Origin of the sequence: Fluoribacter dumoffii NY 23 (genome assembly GCF_000236165.1) — a bacterium.
GTDB lineage: Bacteria > Pseudomonadota > Gammaproteobacteria > Legionellales > Legionellaceae > Legionella > Legionella dumoffii.
Genome location: NZ_CM001373.1, coordinates 2,877,615 through 2,898,325 on the forward strand (window position 1 = coordinate 2,877,615; position 20,711 = coordinate 2,898,325).

Consider the following 20,711-nt stretch of genomic DNA (forward strand, 5'->3'; position numbering starts at 1 on the left):
TTTTTTAAAAATTTATTTATTTCTTTACATATTTTTGAAAAAAAACAAAACGCTCAGGCCTATTTTTTCGCAACGATAAATTTCACTTTGGACTAAGCTGCAACGTATTGAAATTAAATTCAGAAAATTCGAGGATAAAAAAAGCCATAAGGTTAGATGCCTATATGGCTTGATTTTACAACGGCAGATCGTCTCAACGAAAATTGCAATCCCGCTATCTGGTCAGCGTTACTGAATTACTCTTCAGCTTTTTTATTTGCATTTTCACGTTCACTGGCAATTTTCTCGGATAAAATTTTTACTATATCAGTTAACTCTTCTGGAGCAATAAAATCTCTTTCCTCTGGAGGATAACTGGTTGCCAACTGGAAGTCTTTAATCAGCTCGTTTGCAACGGTGCCAGCATATTTATCCTTTGCTCCAGCCAATCGTTCAATATTCATCATATGGTTACGGGTCTCATTTATAGGAAGCAAAGCCTCTGAGAATGTAGCCTTATCACTCACTAAAATCGGAGGATCATTAGGACTTACCCGAAGATTACTGAAAATGGTCAAAGCACCTTCGACCTCTTCCTCAATCAAATCCTCAACAGGTTCAGGTTCATTATGACCATGAAACGCAATTAAAGCAGATACTCCCCGCTCGATGGGTTCTTCGATAGGAGACTCGCGTAATAACTTGGAAATAAGGGTAATTTCCTCATTTTCCACCGTCTTGTTTATGGACAGATCGCCACTATCCAGGATGCTCTGGAATGAAACCAGTTGCTTTTGTAATCTCATCAAATAATCATCAGGCGGCGCCTCGACTTTTAAAAATTGATTTAATTTTAATTGCTTGACGGGCTTGGGATTCGCATAAAACATGCGGGCACGAACAATTTTTGACTTGAAGAAAATATGTGCCTCACCCTCTGTTTGCTCTTTTAAATCCAGGAGATCAACGCGGGCTCTCTTTTCAAATGATGAACTTTTACTGTCCATATAGGTATTGGCCATGCTGGTATCTTTGGCTTGGAATGAATCCACTTTCGTTACATACGCTTCACCTGCGGTTTTGGTAAAGAAATCCCATGTTTCAGTGGGGTCTTCCAATTTCATACATATTTTGATGTTTGTATTTGCACCGATAGATGCAGCTTCTTCTTTTGACGCTTTCTGGAATGCAGGTAAATCTTGTCCGGCAAAGATTGCGGAGAAGCCCAAGGAACGTGCTTGTGCAGGTACTACTGCAAAACCTTGAACTGCATAATATCCATACTCATCCAGGATACACATGTAAGGAGTTGGTGCATTTGTCGGTTTTCTCAAGATAACATCGCGATAATCCCCTTCAACGTCCTCTCCTAAACCTGCCGCCATCATCGCTTTTAAAGAAGAAACAATAATTTTACCCAAGTTAGACAACTCATCCGGAGATTTTTCCAGCGCGGGCAATAGGACAACGAGAATCCTCCGATTCAAAACCACATCCTTGAAATCTACTTCTGCAAGATTGGTACGGACAATATGACCATAGGTATCTGCCAGGGATGAAAACGCCCTTACCAACTGCATGGTAATAAAACCATGTTGTTCCAAAACCTGCGATACTTGCTTTCCTTTTTTCTCTTTATTATAACCTGGCAAAGTACCCAAGTAGTTACGAAGAGGGTCAGTAACTAATTTTGGAATTTGTTCAATGTTAACACTCTCCTGATTATCTCGTGGGAAGATTTTATCCACCACGATGGTTTCCAATCGAGTTAAATCAAAGTAGTTTCGGATCGTATCAGCATCCAAAAGGATCGCACCTTCGTCACGCATATAAACCAAAAGACGCATTAAGGCTTCTACGAAGGCAATAGCACGGCCTTTCCACATATCTCCGTCACCGCCTCCTTTTGAATCCCCCATCAAACTGACAACAAGCTGGGTTAACATACTGGAAGACCCTTGAGAGAAGGGGTTAAAGGTATTAGACAGTCTTCGTTCCTGAGGGCCGATAATATCGCGAGCACCGGTCATAAAGTTAATCAGGAGTAAATCATCTTCTCGTCCCATGCTTCGGACCATGGAGAATACTTTAGCATAAAGGGAGTTATCCCCTTTTCCATCGACATAAATAAAACCGCTTCCTTGTACTAAAGCATTAAAAGCAAGTGATACCAAACACTCCGTTTTACCACTACCGGTAGAGCCGAAAATTAAAGCATGGGTACGCATATCATCATTAGCAAACCATAATTCATGTCCCGTTTTACGATCATTACCAAAAAAGGCAATTCCACGGGCCATATTAGGCTTGTTCATACCAGGCTTCATATCGTTATAATCTTTTACTCGAGAAATTAGGGGGAGCCGGAAAGGTAATTTTTGTTTTCGTGTATAACTGTACAGAAAACAAGCACCCCCTAAAAGCATTAATAAGGTGGCTACTTCTGAGAAGTAGTAAGACATGGCCGACAAGGTAAAAAGTACAATGGAGATATTTGTCGGGTCGGCAAAAAAATCCGCCAGTCTTTGGGTAAGAGTTCGTGTATCCCTGAGTAGGAGGGTGGGATCTAATTCATGACGTGATTCTATACCGCGCATCATGGCTCTAACTCCTGCATTTGTCGGGGTGATAACTTCACTTCTTTAATGGCAATTTCCAGAGCTTTAATCGCCTCATCCACCATAGGTACTAAAGAGCGACGTCCCATTTCCTTCTCTGCTTTCCAATGAGAAAAAGGGCCTGCAACTTCTGAAAAAGGAGTTTGTCTACCAACACAATTGAGCATATACCATAAACGCCTATCAACTGGTCTTAACCATAAAAACTCAGAACTCGGTACAACCCCATCATCCCGAGCCCTTTCAAGTAATGACGCCATTACACTTAAAGTATAGGCGTGTTTTGCGACAATTTCCTGCACAATTTCTGAATTTTTATATTTTTCTATTGTGGGCCTGGCCACTGAATATTCCGGTTTGCCGGCAACATAAGTTTTATCCAAGGTTGATAAAATATGGTTTGCGGCATCTCTATCCCGATTAATGCGCGCCATAAAAACTGCAGCCAAGGCATAGGCTTGAGGCGAGCAATGTTCAAAACCATCCCAATACGGACCTAATTGCAAAGTGAACACCCGTTTTGCATCCCCTCTGCGTATACCTGCTGTCATCTCTTGACCCGGTACAGGATTGTCCAAGAGAACATCTTCTTTTTTTAACAAATTGTATTTGCGGGCAAATTCCATGGGGGTTAAAGCCATGGCCCAAGGCCCTTTATTTATATCCTGACCCACTAGATCTTCTTTGACTATAGGCATAATCGCAGGCCAGTTAAATTGCTCTTGCTCCCGCAATTTTTTCATATCATAAATTTTACGAAACTTTAAAGTAATATTAGATTGATATAAGAGAACTGCCAAAACAAGGAGAACAAGAACTACCGGATAGCGCATAAAATCGCCCACAGCCCGGGTCGTTTCGACTAACTGCTCCCAATTTACTGCATTGGGATCTATCGTTTGCATGATTTGAATCAAGCTTGCAAGCTGATCACTATGCACAAAAAGGTTAACAAGTTTTGCCTGCCATATATTTATTTGAAAAACAAACATCACAATATACTGATGTCCCATTTTCCAAATCAGAAAGACGGTAATAAACAATAGCACCATGACCCATATCGGGCCCATTCCACTATCTGTACCTTGTTGTTGCGGTTGTTGTGCCATTAGTAGTACTTCAAAATAGTTTGTTTCTTTTAAGTATATACTGCTCTAGGATATTTTTGCGAGAGATCGCAAGCATATCCCTACTTAGATAACTACAAAGTGCCTTGGTTACAACTCATTATTCCTTAATCAAACGGCCACGCGAATATTTATAAACGCCACTAATATGAACAAAACGGGTAACGTTTTCCAAATCCAGAGATCGGTCCTTTAAGGTTAATAACGTGCTCCCCAGCTTATCATACAGAGTTTTGTCAGGAGAAAGAGGAATAATATCCGTTTTATTAATGTAGATAGCTACATAGGCCTCGTTCTGCTTATTTTCTTTTGTCTTTATTAGTGCCTTAACCTGCTCTTCATTTTCATAGATTGGACGGGAAATCATTTGGCGTGGCAAATTAATGATGATTCTTTCCCAAGACTGAATATTCGATCCATCTGAAGAATATAAAGAAACAAAAACTTCTTGCTGATTTCCTCTTAAGGCAAGACGGTTTGCCAAATAGGCATCAGACTGAATTTGCTCCCTGCTGCGCAGGTTAATTTTTTTGGCATAATTATCACGAATCCCAATTAAGCGATTACCAATTGACCGCAGAAAATTCGACTTGTCCCAAGGTCCATTGTGAATCGCATAATCCAATGCTTTAAGAATCGCTTCATTATGCTCTTCACTGAAAGAATCTTTTTTCATAAAATCAGTTGTAACCTTATAGAATGAAACGTTCCGCAAAAATCAATGCAGTATTAAGGAGTATAACAGTAAATTTGAATTATATAAAAAAGATAAAATTCACGCAGGGATCAGAAGCCCCTTGTGAATTCTATAAAAGTAATTCAATTTAATCAGGTGATTAGCCCAGTCCCAAGCTTGAGGTATTTTCATTAACAGGTTCTTCTTGACCTATCTCAGTGGTAGCCTTGATTTTTTGTATTTCTTCCTTGAATTGGGTCTTTTCTTGAGCTTCCTGCGGTAGGGCATTAGGACCTTCAATAATTACTTTTTTTACAGTATCTAATTTGCTTGTTGCATCTTTAAGCCAATCCAGTCCTTCAGCATCAGATTTTGCTGAGACCACAGCCATCATCTTTCCAACAGTTTGATTTAGTCCTTCAATTTGGGTATCTACTTCTGCAGCCGGTTCTCCTTGTTCAGCTTGAGCAAAACGATCGCTTTGAAAAAATCCCATAACTTTACCCCTAAAAACATATATCTATATAATAGAACTTATTTTATCAAAATAAATAACAAATGCATTTAAAACTAACACTACTTACGTTTTCTTTACAATATATTTTAATAAAATACACCTAGTCGTACATCAACTCATCTAAAGGGGTATAATCCCGACTTGGTCCACCTTGAATTAGTTCATTTAATACATCCGTCATACATAACAAACGCAAAACATTAGGTGTCACTTCATCGAAAATCACCCTCAATCCTAATAAAGCACCTTCTGCTTCATCGAAAGTAGCACCTAACCCATATCCAAGACATAAAGAACACAATTGATCCGCCCGCTTGGCGATTGCAGGTAATAAACCTGTATCAGCAAAAACTTCCTCGTAGCTTACAAACCTGTCATTAAGATAAAATTTTGCGTTTAAACTTGCCGCAATAACTGACATGCATTTACTAATATCTCTTTCCATGTCATCGCCACCATGGTTTGGAGGACTTAAGGGATCCCGCTAGAGTGCTTCTTACCCATCTTAAAAAAACGGGCACGGTAAAACCGTAATGTTCAATGATTCCAAAAAATACTGCAGAGACTAAAACGATAATTCCAGTCCAAATTCTAATGTGCATGAGAAAAAGAAAAATTGGAAAAGCAGCTCGAGCATCAACTATAAAAAATCGAGCACTACGAGCAGAATCTCTCCAATGCGCTGTTTCAGCAAATCCTGCCATATTTATGCCTCAATAAAAAAACTCTTTTAAAAAGTATATACCTAATTATTCCTTTTAGCACCCCGGCTAAACCGATCACAAACGATAGATGCTATTATTTGTATTACAATTTAAAATTTTAATAAATATATTAAATGAATATTTACGATCTTTATCTTTAAAATAAAACCCTCTCGGATGGAGAGGGCTGTATTTTACGGATGATTGCTTTTACGGATGATTGCTTTTTTTATACGGAAGACTGGGTATTAACAATTATTTTTTATCCATTGGGGAATTTCCTTTAGAAAATGATGGTCCTAAGATAGCACCTAATATATTTTTCATTTCTAAATCCTCAGATGGCTTTGCAGAGGGTGTTAATTGAGGTACAGCAATTTCTTTTTCAACTTCCTCATTTTCCTGCGAAACTTCCTCAACCCGAGGTTTGATTTGTCCGGCAGCAAGTCTTCCTAACATTTTAGAAGTACTGAATTGACTCATCTAAACTCCTCCTATGACACCTATAACTATTAAGGTAGCATAAACAACTTAAGGAATTATTAACAACAATTACATTTTTATAAAAAATACTATTGAGTAGTGAGTCTGTTTTACGTTATGTTAAAACAACCTATTAGAAAAATAGGTTCAATTGTCATTTATGGATGAATGCAATTGCCTTTTTGACCTAAAAAGTCAGGGCAATTAAGAACCAATAGAGCCCAACAATAAAGCTCTAGAAAAGGAGGAAACATGGCTAAAGGTGAAGTTAAGTGGTTTAATAATGCCAAAGGTTGGGGCTTTATTATTCCAGAAAACGGTGGAGATGATATTTTTGTTCATTTCTCGTCAATTCATGGCACAGGCTATAAGACCCTGGCTCCTGGACAAATAGTCAATTATGACGTGGAGAATGGCGATAAAGGCTTGCATGCCGCTAATGTGATTGTGCTCAACGAAAATGTTGAAACGGAAATGGCTTAATGAGTTAACGCAGTATCAAGGTGGTGCTGCGTCCCTAAGTCAATCAAGATTAAATTTCGCACAAATACTGAATTAAAAACTGTCTTCATGTATGATGGCCCTATTCTATTTCAGGTCGCTGAATTACTGATGAAGCATGGTTTACTACTTATAAATCTTGGCACTCCTAACAATACAGATTTCTCTTCTGTAAGGAGTTATTTACGCGAATTTCTTACCGATAAGCGCGTTATCGATCTACCTGCTTTTATTCGTTATGCGTTAGTCTATGGGATTATTTTACCATTCCGCACCAAGCGTTCTGCTCATGCTTATCAATCCATATGGACGGAACTAGGGTCACCTTTACTTTTTCATAGTCAGAGTTTAGCGAAGCAAATCCAGGAAAAGATTGGACCGAAATATAAAATCGCCCTTGGAATGCGCTATGGAAAACCTTCCATTGAGTCCGCTTTGGACCAATTAAAAAACTGCGAATCCATTACTGTATTACCCTTATACCCGCAATATTCCTCTGCGGCGAACGGATCATCTATTGAAAAAGTCATGCGCATCATCAGTACCTGGAATTTAATTCCATCTATTCAGATCATTAGTGATTTTTTTCAAAACCAGGCTTATGTGAAGGCCCAATCCGAGGTTATTAAACCTTATCTTCAAGAAAAAACACATGTACTCTTTAGCTATCATGGGATCCCGGAACGTCAAATCACCAAAAACAGTTGTAAATCGATTTGCAGCGAAGCTTGCCCAGCTTTAACCGATAAACTACGGGGATGCTATCGCGCCCAATGTTATGAAACCAGTCGTTTATTGGCAAGGGAGCTTGGTTTATCTGCTTCAGATTACACTACAGCCTTTCAATCAAGATTAGGCAAAACACCCTGGATAAAACCTTACACCGATCAAATTCTCAATGAAGTGCATGCCAAGAAAATTGAGCATCTTATTATAGTTTGTCCTTCATTTGTTGCTGATTGTCTGGAAACTCTGGAAGAAATAGGAGTTCGCCTTCACCAACAATGGATAGCATTAGGTGGGAAAGAATTAACTGTCGTTCCCAGCATGAACACCGACCCCGCATGGATAAAAGCCATACTCGCCATCACAGGGATCCAGCCGGACATCCCGCATGGGAGCAGCTTGTGAATTTGCAATTAATCATCCAAAAAATCTGCGATAAGTTGTTTTCCAAATACAAGATTATTGGATTATTTGCCCTCATCCTTACAGCGTTCAGTATTTATTTTCTATTTTATTCACCGGTAAAAAACGCCCCCCCTTCGCCTGCCAAAATAGTTGAAGTAGTGGTGCTAAAACCTTCCACTATTGAAAAAACCATACGCCTTATAGGTACCGTACGTCCAAAACATGCCACAGTTCTTGTTGCAAAAGGGTCTGGGATGCTTGATATCCTCATGAGCTCAGGGGAACCCGTTAAAAAAGGGGATTTAATTGCGAAAATAACCAATCCAGACATTGAGCGAAGTTATAAGCTTTCCAAAGAAACAGAAGAACTGGAAAATACTCAATACAAACGCCTCCAAAGTTTGCAAAAAACAGGCTTTGTCAGTGCAAGGGAAGTAGAAGAGAAAAAAAGAATCTGGATCGATTCTCAAAAAGAGAAAGCCAGAACTAAAATAGAGCTGAAAAATATGCGTTTTTATGCTCCTTTCGATGGCGTCATTGGGGCCTTTAAAATTAAAGAAGGAGCACAAGTTACAGAAGGTGTTCCTGTTGTTACTATTTACGATCCGAATTCATTAACCGTAGAAATCGATATACCTTGTACAAATAATCACTCGATCAAAGAACATCAACCCATCTATATTTTTGACCGGGTTTATCATCTGAATCATGTTCAGAAAATGATAGATGATGAAACGCATATGTGCCCTGCGGATGTTGATATTCAATGTCCTCATTGCCTCATAGGTGCCAGCATATCCAGTCAGCTTGTCATAAATAAGAAAACAGGGACGCTGGTCATTCCCACCCAGGCTTTATTCCTCAAACAAGGTAAAACCCATGTTTATAAAGTAATTGATAAAAAAATAGAACTGGTTAAAGTCAAAACAGGAATACAGGAAAAAGATAACGTAGAAATAACTTCAGGATTAAAATCCGGGGACCAAATAGTAAGTAAAAACCCTGAACGATTATATCCTGGGCTGGAAGTCTCAATTTTTAAGGATTAGTCATCCAGTTATGAAATTTACAAGCTATTTTTTAAAACATCCGGTAATTGCAATTATATTAAATTGCATGATTCTTTTTTTGGGAATTTTGTGTTTCCACTCTCTACCTTTGAGGGAGTATCCGGACATCAGTTTTCCTACTATTACAGTAAATACCCATTACCCCAATGCCAGCCCCGAATTGGTGGAGTCCGTAGTAACTAATGTTTTGGAAGATCAACTTGCTGGTGTGGAAGGGTTGGAACTCATGACTTCACGGTCGAATACGGGAAGCTCATCCATTACCTTACGCTTTCGTCCAGGAACATCCATGGAAAAAGCTTTGAATGCCGCACATGAGGCAGCACGACTTGCCCAACTCCCTGCAGCAGTAAAAGCTCCCGTAATTGAACGCCAAAGACAAGCAGACGGCCTCCCTTTTATAGGAATCGCTTTGGAGTCCTCTTCCCTGGATTTTGGAGAATTGACGCATTATGCCAATTTGAACCTGAAAAATGTTTTCCGTAGCCTAAAAGGCGTTTCCTCTGTCGAAGTATGGGGACAACCTTATACTTTCTCCATTCGTCTGGATCAAAAAAAACTGTACGCCTTTGGTATTAATGTCGACGAAGTTGCGCAAGCAATAGCCAATAATCGCTTATCTCTTCCTGCAGGTAATTATCAAAACAAAATTCCTACAACTCTCGATTTTGAATTAAAAACCCGAGAGGATTACGAAAATTTAATCATTAAAACTCAAAATTCGCATCCTGTTTTTCTTAAATCATTAGCTAATATTCAATTAACCACAGATAACAACCAGTTTCGAGTCAAAGTCAACGGTCATTCAGGTTTAGTCCTTTCCATAAATCGTACCTCGGATGCGAATCCGATTGACGTATCGCAAAGCGTCCGCAAAGAATTGGCTGCATTGAAAAAAAGTATGCCCGATGATCTTAAGACGCGAATTATCATTGATCAGTCCGAATTCATTAAGGCCTCATTAAAAAACATCCAATCGTCTATTCTTGAATCTATTTTCCTGGTATTAGTCATTATTTTTATTTTTTTGCGCAACGTGCGGGCCACCATAATCCCCTTGATTGCAATCCCGATTTCACTTTTTGGTTCCTTACTCTTTTTGAAAATTGCAGGTTTCACCGTCAACCAAATGACGTTGCTTGCGATGGTATTGGCTGTTGGATTGGTTGTTGATGACGCCATTATTGTCCTTGAAAATATATGGCGGCATATCGAAGAAGGTTTATCCCCCATGGAGGCAGCTTTAAAAGGATCGCGGCAGATTGGTTTTGCTATTGTCGCCATGACCCTCACCCTAACAAGCGTTTATGCTCCTATTGCGTTGATTGAAGGAATGATTGGGCAGTTGTTCATCGAATTTGCCATTGCCCTGGCAGGAAGTGTAATCATCTCGGGAGTAGTCGCCCTCACCCTTTCCCCTTTAATGTGTGCAATGTTCCTGCACAAAAACACGCATCATTTATGGCCTTTTATAGACAGGTTCTTAAGCGGACTTGCCCAATCCTATTATCAATTATTGAGCCTTATCATTTATCGAAAAAAAACGGTGCTTTTAATCGTTCTTGTATCCCTGGGGTCAAGTATAGTTTTTTATAAAATAATGCCGGGGGAAACAGCTCCCAAAGAAGATCGCAGCTTGATTGGTATTTATACCCCTCCCCTATCCGGCGAAAATCTGGATACTTTAGAGGTCACTACTAAAGGCATACAAAAAGCGGTAGGTAAAATTCCTGAGGCGAAAAATACATTAGTATTTCTAGGAAATTGGGGAAGCAGCATTGTCATGCCATTAAAACCCCACCAACAAAGAAATCGTTCCGCAGAGCAGATTGTGAACTCGTTAAAACCTAAAACCTCCCAATTACCCTCAGTTGATGCTTCAGTCTGGAGCTGGGATTCCGGTTTACCTGGGGTAGAAGATGCCCGTAACAACTCGGAATTAGAACTGGTTCTATCGACTACTGAAAATTTTAGACAGTTATTTGATGCTATTGAGCATCTAAAAAAAGTGTTGGATCAATCGAAGCAATTTGCCTCCACTCGTTATGACTTACGCCTCGACTCTATGGGATATTCGGTAAATATTGATAAAAATGCCTTGGCTGAGCTCGGCTTGAGCCCTGCACAACTGGCCAAAACTGTAGAGGTTTTTTTTAGTGGGGATAAATCCATGTCCTTTCAAAAAGATGGTGTGACCTATAATCTGACACTGGAAGGTTCGTCAAAACCCTGGACTTTAGATGAGCTTTATCTTACCACCCCTTCTGGTAAACGCGTTTCTTTAGGTGCAGTAGCTCAAATGAAAAGACGTGCTCAACCTACGGCATTAGAACATGTCAATCAAATGCGTTCGACTACTTTATATGCTCAATTACCTGAACAGCTCTCCTTTAAAAAAGGGATGGATAAACTGATGGAATTGGCGAAAAACAACCTGCCTCCTCAATATAAATTAACATGGTCAGGAGCCGCCAAAGCCTATAATGAATCGTCCCACACCATGATTTTGCTATTTGCTTTATCCATACTCTTTATTTACGCCATTCTTGCTGCACAATTTGAGGATTTTATTTATCCATTCATTATTTTGTTCACCGTGCCTCTAGCGTGTTTTGGTGCTTTAGCGTTGGCCTATTTATCGGGGCAATCTCTAAACATATTTACTCAAATAGGACTGGTCACTTTAGTAGGGTTGATTAGTAAACACGGCATCTTAATTGTAGAGTTCGCCAATCAACTGCAAAAAGAAGGCTTCCCTTTAATAGACGCGATCAAAAAATCATGCTCGTTAAGACTACGTCCTATCTTAATGACTACAGGAGCTATGGTTTTTGGCGCTATCCCCTTAGTCCTCTCCCATGATGCTGGGGCCGAGGCTCGACAAGCCATAGGGACAGTACTTATCGGCGGCTTGTGCATCGGTACCTTATTTACTTTATTTGTACTTCCGACTGTTTATTTCCTGATCTCCAAACTAGTAAAAAAGACTGGCCATTAATCCAAATAGCTCCTCTTGCCTGCAAATCAGGGCATAACCTCACACCGCAACAGCCGCACCTGTTAACCGATTAATGGGCTCTTGAATTTCCCTATACTTGCTCGGTTAATTTAATGTACTATGAAAACCGTTCGGCTTTTTAAAGGAGATTATGTTGAAAAGGATATGTTTTTTAATGATTTTTTTGGTTTCTCAAGCTACAGGTTCTGTGTTTAGCACCGAAGACGTCCAAAAACTGAGACAGAATTTTTTTGCCAACATTCACACCAATGGAGCCATAGTTGCTGCTCCCTCCAAACAAAATCCAGATTATTATTATGATTGGATTCGTGACTCGGCAATTGCGATGGGGTTAATTGAGAGCTGGTACGAACACTCCCATGCATTTACCTACAAAGAACGATTATTGACTTACGTTTCTTGGACTCGAAAGCTTCAACATCAATATGATTCCATACCCGGACAAGATATTTTAGGAGAGCCGAAGTTTTATATTGATGGCTATCCTTTTGAGGGGCCTTGGGGTAGACCTCAAAATGACGGTCCTGCTTTAAGGGCATCGGTATTGATTCGTTTTGCACAACTGTTATTGGATGAAAATGAAGTGGAGTATGTGCGCTCTAATCTCTATGATAAAAATCTGGATCCGGATTCAATGGGTGTGATTAAAATGGATTTGGAATACACCGCCCATCACTGGTCTGATAAAAACTATGATCTTTGGGAGGAGGTACTCGGGCATCACTTCTTCACTGCCATGGTACAACAAAAAGCGCTCCAGGAGGGTGCAGCCCTTGCCCGCAGACTTAATGACAACGAAGCTGCCATATATTATGAACAGCAAGCCAAGTTAATCAAAACCCGACTAAACCAGCATTTGGATTCCGCTCATAAAACAATTCAGGCAACCCTTTTACCCCATCCTGGACCCCGGAAAACTTTAGAACTTGATTCATCCATTATTTTGGGTGTTTTATTGAACTTACAAGCAGATGGCGATTTCTCCCCAAGCAGCTTTTATGTCAAAAACACTGTCCAGGCTTTATATGAGCAATTCAATTCAATGTTTCCCATTAATAAGAACCATGTTGGTGAAATTTTATTTGGGCGATATCCCGGGGACACTTACGATGGCCATCAAACGAACAGCATAGGAAACCCCTGGTTTATTTTAACCGCCACAATGGCTGAATATTATTATACGCTTGCCGATAATTTGCCTTGGGCAAAACACACAGAAATCGCCAAACACATACAAAGTGGAGATAATTACCTGAAGCTTATAAAAAAATATGCTCCTAACATGAAACTAAGTGAACAAATTAATTTAAATACCGGCATTCAACAAGGAGCTCCATCACTTACCTGGAGTTATGTAGCTGTTTTACGCGCTATTGAGTTAAGAGAAAAACTAACAAGCAAATTCCAACAGCTGGAAGTAGCCGCTTGATAATCCATGAGCGCTAGCCAGCTTGTAGTTTACTTCTGGCTAGCTCTTTAAAAAAGCTTTTCCCGCGAATCAATTCACCTTAAAAAACCCGTTTAGGCAGAAGGGAGATAAGAGGGTTCTTTTTTCCCAATCTCTTCTGGGGAAGCTATCACTTTACGTCCTAGCAAGCGTAAGGGCTTACCTGAAACGATATAGTTTTCAATTTGTTCCAAACTGATATTTTTGGTTTCAGGCATATAAAAGTAGGTATAAATTAGCCCTAAAATACAAATCCCTGCATACAATACAAAGGTATATTCAATCCCCATCATTTTTTCCAAAAGAGGAAAACTAAAAATGACCAGGGTATTAAAAGTCCAATTACTCATGGCAGAAAAACCCATACCCGCGCCGCGCACATGTAAAGGGAATATTTCTGCCATCGCAATATGAGGTATTGGCCCTACACTCACTGCAAAGGAAATAATATAAAGAATAAGGCAGGCAACTGACAAAAAAGGCAGCCAAATAACCTGATTGACGGAAAAGAAGCATAAAGCGAGCAAACTGACACACATGCCTGTAAAACCAAATAACAGCAGTTTGCGGCGACCTATTTTATCAACGGTAAGCATCGCAATGATGGTAACCAGTAAATTAACCAAACCAATCCCAATGGTCGCCAATATTTGACCGGTTATGCTATTCATACCCAAATTTTTAAAAATTTCAGGCGCAAAATAGATTACCACGTTAATTCCGCTCAATTGCTGTAAACAAAAAAGCATGGTCCCTAACAACAAAACAGGCAGTAGTGGACTTTTAAATAACAACAACCAACTTCCCTTTTGAGGCTCATTGGCTAATGTCATTTCGATAGCTGTTAACTCATGCTCAATAGAGGAATTTTTACGCAATTTTTTCAAGGCGTTGGCTGCTGCATCACGGCGCCCCACACTGCATAACCATCTCGGAGATTCGGGCATAAGTAAAATTCCGATGCACAACACCAAGGCTGGAAAGGCACTGGATGCAAACATGGCACGCCAGTCATGATTTTCAAGAAACAGGTAATTGACTGAATAGGAACAAACAATGCCTACAGTCATCGCTAGTTGATAAATGGCGACTACTGCCCCTCTTGTCTCATAAGTTGCTGTTTCAGCCAGGTATAAAGGCGCCATTACAGAAGCCATTCCGATTGCCAAACCCAAAATTAATCGTGAGATAATAAGAACGGAAATAGAGTCCGCAAATCCTGCCCCCAATGCACCCCAAAAGAACAACAAACCGGCAAAAGATAACAAGGTACGGCGACCAAAACGTTTAACCCCTTTTGATGCCGTAATTGCACCAATCAGCATAGAACCAAATAAGGCACCAAAGGGTAGGGCCGAAGCCATAACACCAATATGCGTTGCGTTTAATCCAAAATGATTTTTAACCAACTCTAATGAGCCGGCGATGATTCCCTCATCATAACCAAACAAAAATCCCGCAACCGAACCAATAATTGCAACAACCCATGTCATATTTCACTCCTTGAATTGATGACGCTCAAATTCGGCCAAAACGAACTTTCTTATTCGAAACAGGCTAATCCCATCCTCTAACGCTTTGGCGTGCAGCAAAAGATAAATCAGTGATTAAGGACCAATTGCCTTTTTTAGTTGCTTCTTCAGGAACTATCCAGGAACCGCCAACGCATGACACGTTAGGCAGTGCCAGGTATTCTCCAAAATTTCCCTCATTAATTCCACCTGTAGGACAAAACCTTGCTTGTGGGAATGGACCATAAATCGCCCGCAACATATTACTCCCTCCAGCAACTGTGGCGGGGAAAAACTTAAAATGGGTGTATCCCAAAACCAATCCATCCATTAATTCGGAAATACTTGATATGCCCGGGATCAGTGGAATACTGGAATCGCATCCGGCAAGTAATAAGTCCTGGGTTTTTCCAGGGCTTAGCGCGAATTTTGCACCCAAACTCTCTACCTGTTTTAATTGTTGGGGTGTGATTACTGTACCAGCACCAATTAAAGCTTCAGGGAAGGTATCTGCAAGTAACTTAATCGCATCTAAAGCGACTGGTGTTCGCAATGCAACTTCAATGATATGAATACCGCCCGCAAATAAAGCTGTAGCTAAAGGCACAGCATGATCTATTTCTTTAATTACAACCACCGGGATTACTGGTGATGTACAGAATATTATCTCCGGTTGCACCTTCCAATTTGGAAACGACATGAGCCTCTCCTTAGTCGACTTTAGTCTATAATAAAGCAACAGTTAACTTGGGATCAAAAGACAATGCACCCAAAGTAACTTTCATTTTAGAGAACTCTTTAATCCACAAAGAAAAGAGCTCCCCTATTTAACCTATCTATTTACTCAGTCCAGGATTGTTTTAAATAAACCGCAGCGCCCAACATACCTGGTTGTTCGGCAGTGATGACATAGGTCGGAATTTCTGCATTAAAATCACTAAAACGACCTTTATCTTCAAAACGAGATCGGAACTCACTTTCAGGTAACAATGACATTAATCGTGGCACAATACCACCGGCAATATAAACACCTCCAAAAGCCGCTACCATTAATGCCAAATCCCCGGCATAAGAACCTAAAATAGCAAAAAATTGTGCCACCGCTGCTTTCGCAATAGTGCATTGCTGTGATAAAGCCAAGGTAATAATTTCTGAGGCGGGAATGGGAGGCTTTTCTTGTTCATGTAAAGCTGCCAGGGCTTGATATAAATTTTCCAGACCATGACCTGATAACAAGCGTTCATAGGATACATGAGCATATTTTTTTTTCAAATAACAATAAATAAACCATTCCTGCTCTGTTTTTGCTCCCCAACTGATGTGTCCCCCTTCTCCGGCATGAGCTGAGTATTCTTTGTGATTGGCGAAAAGAAATGCAACTCCTAACCCTGTTCCAGCGCCTAAAACCACTCTTGTCCCATTAGGGTCGGCATATCCTCTTCCAATGTGTACCACTTGCTGTTCCGATAAAACGGGGAGGCTCATTGCAATGGCATTAAAATCATTCAAAATCTGCAGCTTTGTCAGACCCAGCCTGTGTTTTAATTCGCTGATGGAAAAACGCCAATGGGCATTGGTCATACAGACCACATCACCAAGAATTGGACAAGCAATTGCGAGCGCAACTTGCCTGATTTCTTCCAATTTGTGTTGCTCTTTATAAGCTAATAATACCGATTCCAGGGTGTTATAGGCGGCGCATGAATAAATTTCAATTTTATCCATCACCAAATTTTCTAAATTGACTCGGCTAAAGCGTGCAAAAGTCCCGCCAATGTCAGCAACGATTGCATACGATTTTAAACCCTCATTACTCATAACAGGACTCTTTTCCCTGAAACAAACTGCACGCCCCTTGCTCAGCCCCGGTAAACTGCACTCTTAAACTGGTAAACAATTCCCGGCCTGTACCGAAATGGAATCCTGTTGCAGGCAAAGCAGCTTTTGCTCTTAACTTCAACTCTTCTTCAGCGACAAATAATTGCAATAGGCCTTCTTCCGCATCAATCAAAATCATATCCCCGTTTTCAATGCGCGAAAGGACTTCATTATCGAGCGCTTCAGGAGTAACATGAATTGCCGCTGGCACTTTACCAGAGGCTCCGGACATACGTCCGTCAGTTACCAATGCAACTTGGTAACCTTTATCCATTAGCACCCCAAGCTTGGGAGTTAATTGATGCAATTCGGGCATCCCACAGGCTTTAGGACCTTGAAAGCGCACCACCACAATACAATCTTTATCCAACATCCCCTTTTGGAACATCTGCTCGAACTCTTCCTGACTGGAACAAACAATGGCGGGAGCCTTAATCTTGCTCCTTCCTGCGGGTAATCCGGAAGTTTTAATCACAGCCCTCCCTATATTTCCACTCACTACTTGCAATCCTCCCTGAGTTTTAAAAGGAGCTTTAGCAGAAGTTAATACCCGCTCATTAGTGGAATTGGAGGGCCCAGAAACCCATACCAGTTGTTCATTATCCAATAGGGGCTGTTGGGTATAGCGTTGTAGACCGTGCCCCATTACTGTATCTACATCTTCATGTAATAAACGGGCCTCCAGTAGAGTATTAATGAAATAAGCCATCCCCCCTGCCTGCTGGAAATGATTAATGTCGGCATCGCCGTTGGGATAAATTTTGGCAATTAGGGGAGTGACTGCCGATAATTGAGCAAAATCATCCCAGTTGATTGAATACCCTGCTAGGGTTGCAATCGCAACGAGATGCATGGTGTGATTGGTTGAACCGCCGGATGCTAATAACGCCACAATACCATTAACCAGATTTTTTACATCAAGCAGCTGCCCTATGGGCATATAGCCTTCGCTCAAATCGGTCAAGGCCAGAACCTGTTGTGCCGCATAACGAGTTAATGCATCACGTAATGGAGTGTTCGGGTTGATGAACGAGGAGCCTGGAAGCTGCAATCCCATAGTCTCAATAACAAGTTGATTGGAATTCGCCGTGCCATAAAAAGTACAGGTACCGGGAGAATGATAAGAAGCGGCTTCTGCCTTAAGCAAGGCACTGCGGTCAGCCTTTCCCTCGGCATACAATTGACGGATACGTGCTTTTTCCTGATTTGATATTCCAGAAGGCATAGGTCCTGCTGGAATAAATATGAAAGGTAAATGACCAAAACTCAATGCAGCCATTAATAAACCGGGAACAATTTTATCGCAAATTCCCAACAAAAGCCCGCCGTCAAACATATTGTGTGACAAACCGATAGCTGTTGACATGGCGATTACATCCCGGCTTAATAAACTGAGCTCCATTCCTGGCTGGCCTTGGGTTATCCCATCACACATTGCGGGAACACCTGCCGCAAATTGGGCTATACCTCCTGCAGCAGAAATCGCTTCTTTAATTAAAGAAGGATAATGCAGATAAGGTTGATGTGCTGAAAGCATATCGTTATAGGCAGATATTATGGCAATATTTGCTTTAGTCATGCCGCTTAGATTGAGCTTATCCTGCTTCGCGCAGGCAGCAAAGCCATGGGCCAGATTACCACAATGGAGCACACCGCGTTGAGGACCTTTAATACGGGATTTTTCTATATTTTCTAGATATAAATCTCTGCTGTGTGTACTTCGTTCACGAATACGATCAGTAACTTCCGCGACCACAGGGTGCATTTTTCTTTCCTTAAGGTGCATACAACACCTGAACATTGGCATCTCTATTATTTAAAAAGGCACTTACCGGCATTATCGTAGGATCGTGCTCTGCCATTGCTTGATGCAATACAGACAATTTTTTGGGACCCACCAAATGGAAAAAAATTACCCGACTGTTTAATAATCTTTTTTTGGACAAGCTTATTCGTTGATAAGGGGCTTTTTTAGGGCTGACGCGAAGTACTGCCCCCGCATTATCATCAAGACCCTGAAGAAGCTCATCAGAGCAAGGGAATAAAGAAGCTGTATGTCCATCTTCCCCCATACCCAAAACAACAGCATCAAAAGTAGGCAAAGAAGCAATAATGCGTTCTGTTTGTTCGATAGAACATTCTTCATTCAATAAACTGACAAAGTGAGCCCTGGATGCATGATTTTGAAGTAAAAACTGGCGGACTAAATGTTCATTTCGCTCAGAGTCATCAATTGCGACACAACGCTCATCGGCTAAAGTGATTGTCACTTTATCCCAGGGAAGATCTGTATTTGCCAAACCCTTGAATAAATTAATAGGAGTTTTTCCCCCCGAGAGAACCAAATATGCATGGCCACGCTTGTTGATTGCATCACAAAGAACATTTTTCAGCTGCTCAATCAAATCTTCAGTTAATAACGATGCTTCACTAAAACTATGTAACTGCATTTTGCTCACCCCATACATGTGCTTTGCCATTGTATAAACGTATTACCTCCAAAGGCCCCCAAGTTCCTGATGGATAAGTATAAAGGGGAGTATCTTGTCTTTCCCAGGCTTGCTTGATTTCATCAATCCATTGCCAGGCTTGCTCGACCTCTTCCCGGCTGACAAACAGATATTGATTACCTAACATCACTTCCAATAACAAGCGCTCATAGGCATCAGCAATTCTTTGCGAGTTAAAAAGATGGTTGAAATTTAAGTCCAACTTGCTGTCTCTTAATTGCATGCATTCACTTAGTCCAGGAATTTTGTTCATCATACGCAATTCCACACCCTCATCAGGTTGTAGGCGAATAATCAGTTGATTCGCAGAAAGATCCTGCTTGAATCGTTTGAAAATATTATAGGGTTGCGGCTTAAAGTAAATCACCACTTCACTTTGTTTTTTTGACAATCGTTTACCGGTTAACAAATAAAAAGGAACTCCCGACCAGCGCCAGTTATCAATATATGCCTTAATTGCGACAAAGGTCTCAGTGTTTGAATCTTTACGTGCCCCTTCTTCATCGAGATAACCGGGAATTTGTTGCCCTTTACGGACGTTGCCCACATATTGGGCCCGCACTGTATGTCCATGCACCTGCGCGTCGGAAATAGGACGTAATGACTTTAATACTTTTAATTTTTCGCTGCGGATACATTCAGCGTCAAGGCTCATTGGCGGTTCCATTGCCAAAAGTGACAGTATCTGTAATAAATGGTTTTGCAGCATATCCCGTACTTGGCCTGATTTATCATAGTAAGCCCACCGGCCTTCAACCCCCACCTCTTCAGCCACGGTAATTTCCACTTTATCAATGGCCTGGTGATCCCAGTTTGAGGAAAAAATGGCATTAGCAAAACGGAGTACCAGAAGGTTTAGCACCGTTTCTTTACCTAAATAATGATCGATCCGGTATATCTGGCTTTCCGCAAAAAAGTGAGCCACTTCATTATTAATGGCAATAGATGAAGGCAAATCATGGCCAATGGGTTTTTCTAAAACTACCCGCGAGGGCTGCTTTGTCAAACCAATACTGGAGAGACCCTTGCATGTTTGCGCATAAAGCGATGGAGGGATGGCAAAATAGGAAATAGGGATTCGTTTTTCAGGGCTTACATAGTCCGTTATTTTTGCAAAATCTTCAGTTTGCGTTAAATCGATTTGACAATAGGCCAATCTGTCAACAAGACAGGACCAAATCTTTTCATCAAGCGCTTCACCTAAAAAAGTCTGGATTTTGGTTTTCATTAAACCAATGAAATCGTTTAAAGTGAATGAATCGCGTGCACAACCTATAATGCGTGTATCAGCATGAAGCAAATTAGCGCGTTCTAGTTGATACAATGCGGGAAATAACTTACGACAAGACAGATCCCCCAAGGCACCTAATATTATTAAATCACAAGGATACTTAGCAGCTACTTCTCCGATCATGTTTGTCCTAAACAGGTTCTTTTTGGAGGTTCAATACTAAATTGAAAGATTCCCCAAATCAACCTAAATCAAAATTCTCCTGAAAAGCAGTTGCCTTTTGAATAAAACGGGTTAAGGTGCTGTTTT

At 40.6% G+C, this 20,711-nt stretch carries 18 protein-coding genes; 5 read left to right on the top strand and 13 right to left on the bottom strand.

The window, feature by feature from the left end; translation table 11 throughout:
- Window positions 1-236: 236 nt before the first annotated feature.
- The 7 genes from KYQ_RS13085 to KYQ_RS13115 all read right to left on the bottom strand — a co-directional run bounded on the left by KYQ_RS13085 (window position 237) and on the right by KYQ_RS13115 (window position 6,104).
- Complete coding sequence (locus tag KYQ_RS13085) at window positions 237-2,579, bottom strand: TraM recognition domain-containing protein (RefSeq protein WP_010654716.1); 2,343 nt, start codon at window positions 2,577-2,579, stop codon at window positions 237-239.
- On the bottom strand, window positions 2,576-3,706 hold the full coding sequence (gene icmP / locus KYQ_RS13090; RefSeq protein ID WP_010654717.1) for a type IVB secretion system coupling complex protein DotM/IcmP: 1,131 nt from the start codon (window positions 3,704-3,706) through the stop codon (window positions 2,576-2,578). Before icmP ends, KYQ_RS13085 begins: the two co-directional genes overlap by 4 nt.
- Window positions 3,707-3,824: 118 nt before the next feature.
- Complete coding sequence (gene icmQ, locus KYQ_RS13095) at window positions 3,825-4,400, bottom strand: Dot/Icm secretion system protein IcmQ (protein WP_010654718.1); 576 nt, start codon at window positions 4,398-4,400, stop codon at window positions 3,825-3,827.
- Between the two features lie 160 nt (window positions 4,401-4,560).
- Window positions 4,561-4,896, bottom strand: coding sequence for a hypothetical protein (locus KYQ_RS13100; protein ID WP_010654719.1), 336 nt, complete (start codon window positions 4,894-4,896; stop codon window positions 4,561-4,563).
- Between the two features lie 121 nt (window positions 4,897-5,017).
- Window positions 5,018-5,362 carry a type IV secretion IcmS family protein gene (locus tag KYQ_RS13105; protein WP_010654720.1) on the bottom strand — a complete coding sequence of 115 codons (345 nt, stop codon included), beginning with the start codon at window positions 5,360-5,362 and terminating at the stop codon, window positions 5,018-5,020.
- A 1-nt stretch (window position 5,363) separates the two neighbouring features.
- Window positions 5,364-5,621 (bottom strand): IcmT/TraK family protein, encoded by a 258-nt coding sequence (gene icmT / locus KYQ_RS19550; protein ID WP_019350170.1) that lies wholly within the window; start codon window positions 5,619-5,621, stop codon window positions 5,364-5,366.
- A gap of 255 nt (window positions 5,622-5,876) precedes the next feature.
- Window positions 5,877-6,104 (bottom strand): hypothetical protein, encoded by a 228-nt coding sequence (locus KYQ_RS13115; protein WP_010654721.1) that lies wholly within the window; start codon window positions 6,102-6,104, stop codon window positions 5,877-5,879.
- Window positions 6,105-6,356: 252 nt separating this feature from the next.
- On the opposite strand from KYQ_RS13115, the gene KYQ_RS13120 reads away from it, so the two are divergent.
- From KYQ_RS13120 to KYQ_RS13140, 5 genes are all read left to right on the top strand, one after another.
- Complete coding sequence (locus tag KYQ_RS13120) at window positions 6,357-6,587, top strand: cold-shock protein (protein WP_010654722.1); 231 nt, start codon at window positions 6,357-6,359, stop codon at window positions 6,585-6,587.
- A 129-nt stretch (window positions 6,588-6,716) separates the two neighbouring features.
- On the top strand, window positions 6,717-7,736 hold the full coding sequence (gene hemH, locus KYQ_RS18385) for a ferrochelatase (protein ID WP_172461331.1): 1,020 nt from the start codon (window positions 6,717-6,719) through the stop codon (window positions 7,734-7,736).
- Entirely contained in the window at window positions 7,733-8,785 is a 1,053-nt protein-coding gene (locus KYQ_RS13130) for an efflux RND transporter periplasmic adaptor subunit (protein ID WP_010654724.1), read from the top strand. The genes hemH and KYQ_RS13130 overlap by 4 nt, the downstream gene beginning before the upstream one ends.
- Before the next feature lie 10 nt (window positions 8,786-8,795).
- Window positions 8,796-11,804 (top strand): efflux RND transporter permease subunit, encoded by a 3,009-nt coding sequence (locus KYQ_RS13135; protein ID WP_010654725.1) that lies wholly within the window; start codon window positions 8,796-8,798, stop codon window positions 11,802-11,804.
- A 175-nt stretch (window positions 11,805-11,979) separates the two neighbouring features.
- The gene (locus KYQ_RS13140; protein ID WP_010654726.1) at window positions 11,980-13,254 is read left to right on the top strand and encodes a glycoside hydrolase family 15 protein; all 1,275 of its coding nucleotides are present in this window, start codon (window positions 11,980-11,982) and stop codon (window positions 13,252-13,254) included.
- A gap of 92 nt (window positions 13,255-13,346) precedes the next feature.
- Here KYQ_RS13140 and KYQ_RS13145 read toward each other — a convergent pair whose 3' ends face one another.
- The 6 genes from KYQ_RS13145 to zwf all read right to left on the bottom strand — a co-directional run bounded on the left by KYQ_RS13145 (window position 13,347) and on the right by zwf (window position 20,585).
- Window positions 13,347-14,765: a sugar porter family MFS transporter gene (locus tag KYQ_RS13145; RefSeq protein ID WP_010654727.1), complete on the bottom strand. Its 1,419-nt coding sequence runs from the start codon at window positions 14,763-14,765 to the stop codon at window positions 13,347-13,349.
- A gap of 64 nt (window positions 14,766-14,829) precedes the next feature.
- Complete coding sequence (locus KYQ_RS13150; RefSeq protein WP_010654728.1) at window positions 14,830-15,483, bottom strand: bifunctional 4-hydroxy-2-oxoglutarate aldolase/2-dehydro-3-deoxy-phosphogluconate aldolase; 654 nt, start codon at window positions 15,481-15,483, stop codon at window positions 14,830-14,832.
- A 140-nt stretch (window positions 15,484-15,623) separates the two neighbouring features.
- Window positions 15,624-16,601, bottom strand: a complete 978-nt coding sequence (gene glk, locus KYQ_RS13155) for a glucokinase (protein WP_010654729.1) — start codon at window positions 16,599-16,601, stop codon at window positions 15,624-15,626.
- Complete coding sequence (gene edd / locus KYQ_RS13160) at window positions 16,594-18,426, bottom strand: phosphogluconate dehydratase (protein WP_010654730.1); 1,833 nt, start codon at window positions 18,424-18,426, stop codon at window positions 16,594-16,596. The genes glk and edd overlap by 8 nt, the downstream gene beginning before the upstream one ends.
- A gap of 10 nt (window positions 18,427-18,436) precedes the next feature.
- Window positions 18,437-19,111 carry a 6-phosphogluconolactonase gene (gene pgl, locus KYQ_RS13165; protein WP_010654731.1) on the bottom strand — a complete coding sequence of 225 codons (675 nt, stop codon included), beginning with the start codon at window positions 19,109-19,111 and terminating at the stop codon, window positions 18,437-18,439.
- Entirely contained in the window at window positions 19,098-20,585 is a 1,488-nt protein-coding gene (gene zwf, locus KYQ_RS13170; RefSeq protein ID WP_010654732.1) for a glucose-6-phosphate dehydrogenase, read from the bottom strand. The genes pgl and zwf overlap by 14 nt, the downstream gene beginning before the upstream one ends.
- Window positions 20,586-20,711 lie beyond the last annotated feature (126 nt).

Excerpts from the sequence above, each read along its gene's own strand:
- KYQ_RS13085 (WP_010654716.1), bottom strand. The coding sequence starts at position 2,579 with ATGATGCGCGGTATAGAATCACGTCATGAATTAGATCCCACCCTCCTA.
- icmP (WP_010654717.1), bottom strand. The coding sequence starts at position 3,706 with ATGGCACAACAACCGCAACAACAAGGTACAGATAGTGGAATGGGCCCG.
- icmQ (WP_010654718.1), bottom strand. The coding sequence starts at position 4,400 with ATGAAAAAAGATTCTTTCAGTGAAGAGCATAATGAAGCGATTCTTAAA.
- KYQ_RS13100 (WP_010654719.1), bottom strand. The coding sequence starts at position 4,896 with ATGGGATTTTTTCAAAGCGATCGTTTTGCTCAAGCTGAACAAGGAGAA.
- KYQ_RS13105 (WP_010654720.1), bottom strand. The coding sequence starts at position 5,362 with ATGGAAAGAGATATTAGTAAATGCATGTCAGTTATTGCGGCAAGTTTA.
- icmT (WP_019350170.1), bottom strand. The coding sequence starts at position 5,621 with ATGGCAGGATTTGCTGAAACAGCGCATTGGAGAGATTCTGCTCGTAGT.
- KYQ_RS13115 (WP_010654721.1), bottom strand. The coding sequence starts at position 6,104 with ATGAGTCAATTCAGTACTTCTAAAATGTTAGGAAGACTTGCTGCCGGA.
- KYQ_RS13120 (WP_010654722.1), top strand. The coding sequence starts at position 6,357 with ATGGCTAAAGGTGAAGTTAAGTGGTTTAATAATGCCAAAGGTTGGGGC.
- hemH (WP_172461331.1), top strand. The coding sequence starts at position 6,717 with ATGAAGCATGGTTTACTACTTATAAATCTTGGCACTCCTAACAATACA.
- KYQ_RS13135 (WP_010654725.1), top strand. The coding sequence starts at position 8,796 with ATGAAATTTACAAGCTATTTTTTAAAACATCCGGTAATTGCAATTATA.
- KYQ_RS13140 (WP_010654726.1), top strand. The coding sequence starts at position 11,980 with ATGATTTTTTTGGTTTCTCAAGCTACAGGTTCTGTGTTTAGCACCGAA.
- KYQ_RS13145 (WP_010654727.1), bottom strand. The coding sequence starts at position 14,765 with ATGACATGGGTTGTTGCAATTATTGGTTCGGTTGCGGGATTTTTGTTT.
- KYQ_RS13150 (WP_010654728.1), bottom strand. The coding sequence starts at position 15,483 with ATGTCGTTTCCAAATTGGAAGGTGCAACCGGAGATAATATTCTGTACA.
- glk (WP_010654729.1), bottom strand. The coding sequence starts at position 16,601 with ATGAGTAATGAGGGTTTAAAATCGTATGCAATCGTTGCTGACATTGGC.
- edd (WP_010654730.1), bottom strand. The coding sequence starts at position 18,426 with ATGCACCCTGTGGTCGCGGAAGTTACTGATCGTATTCGTGAACGAAGT.
- pgl (WP_010654731.1), bottom strand. The coding sequence starts at position 19,111 with ATGCAGTTACATAGTTTTAGTGAAGCATCGTTATTAACTGAAGATTTG.
- zwf (WP_010654732.1), bottom strand. The coding sequence starts at position 20,585 with ATGATCGGAGAAGTAGCTGCTAAGTATCCTTGTGATTTAATAATATTA.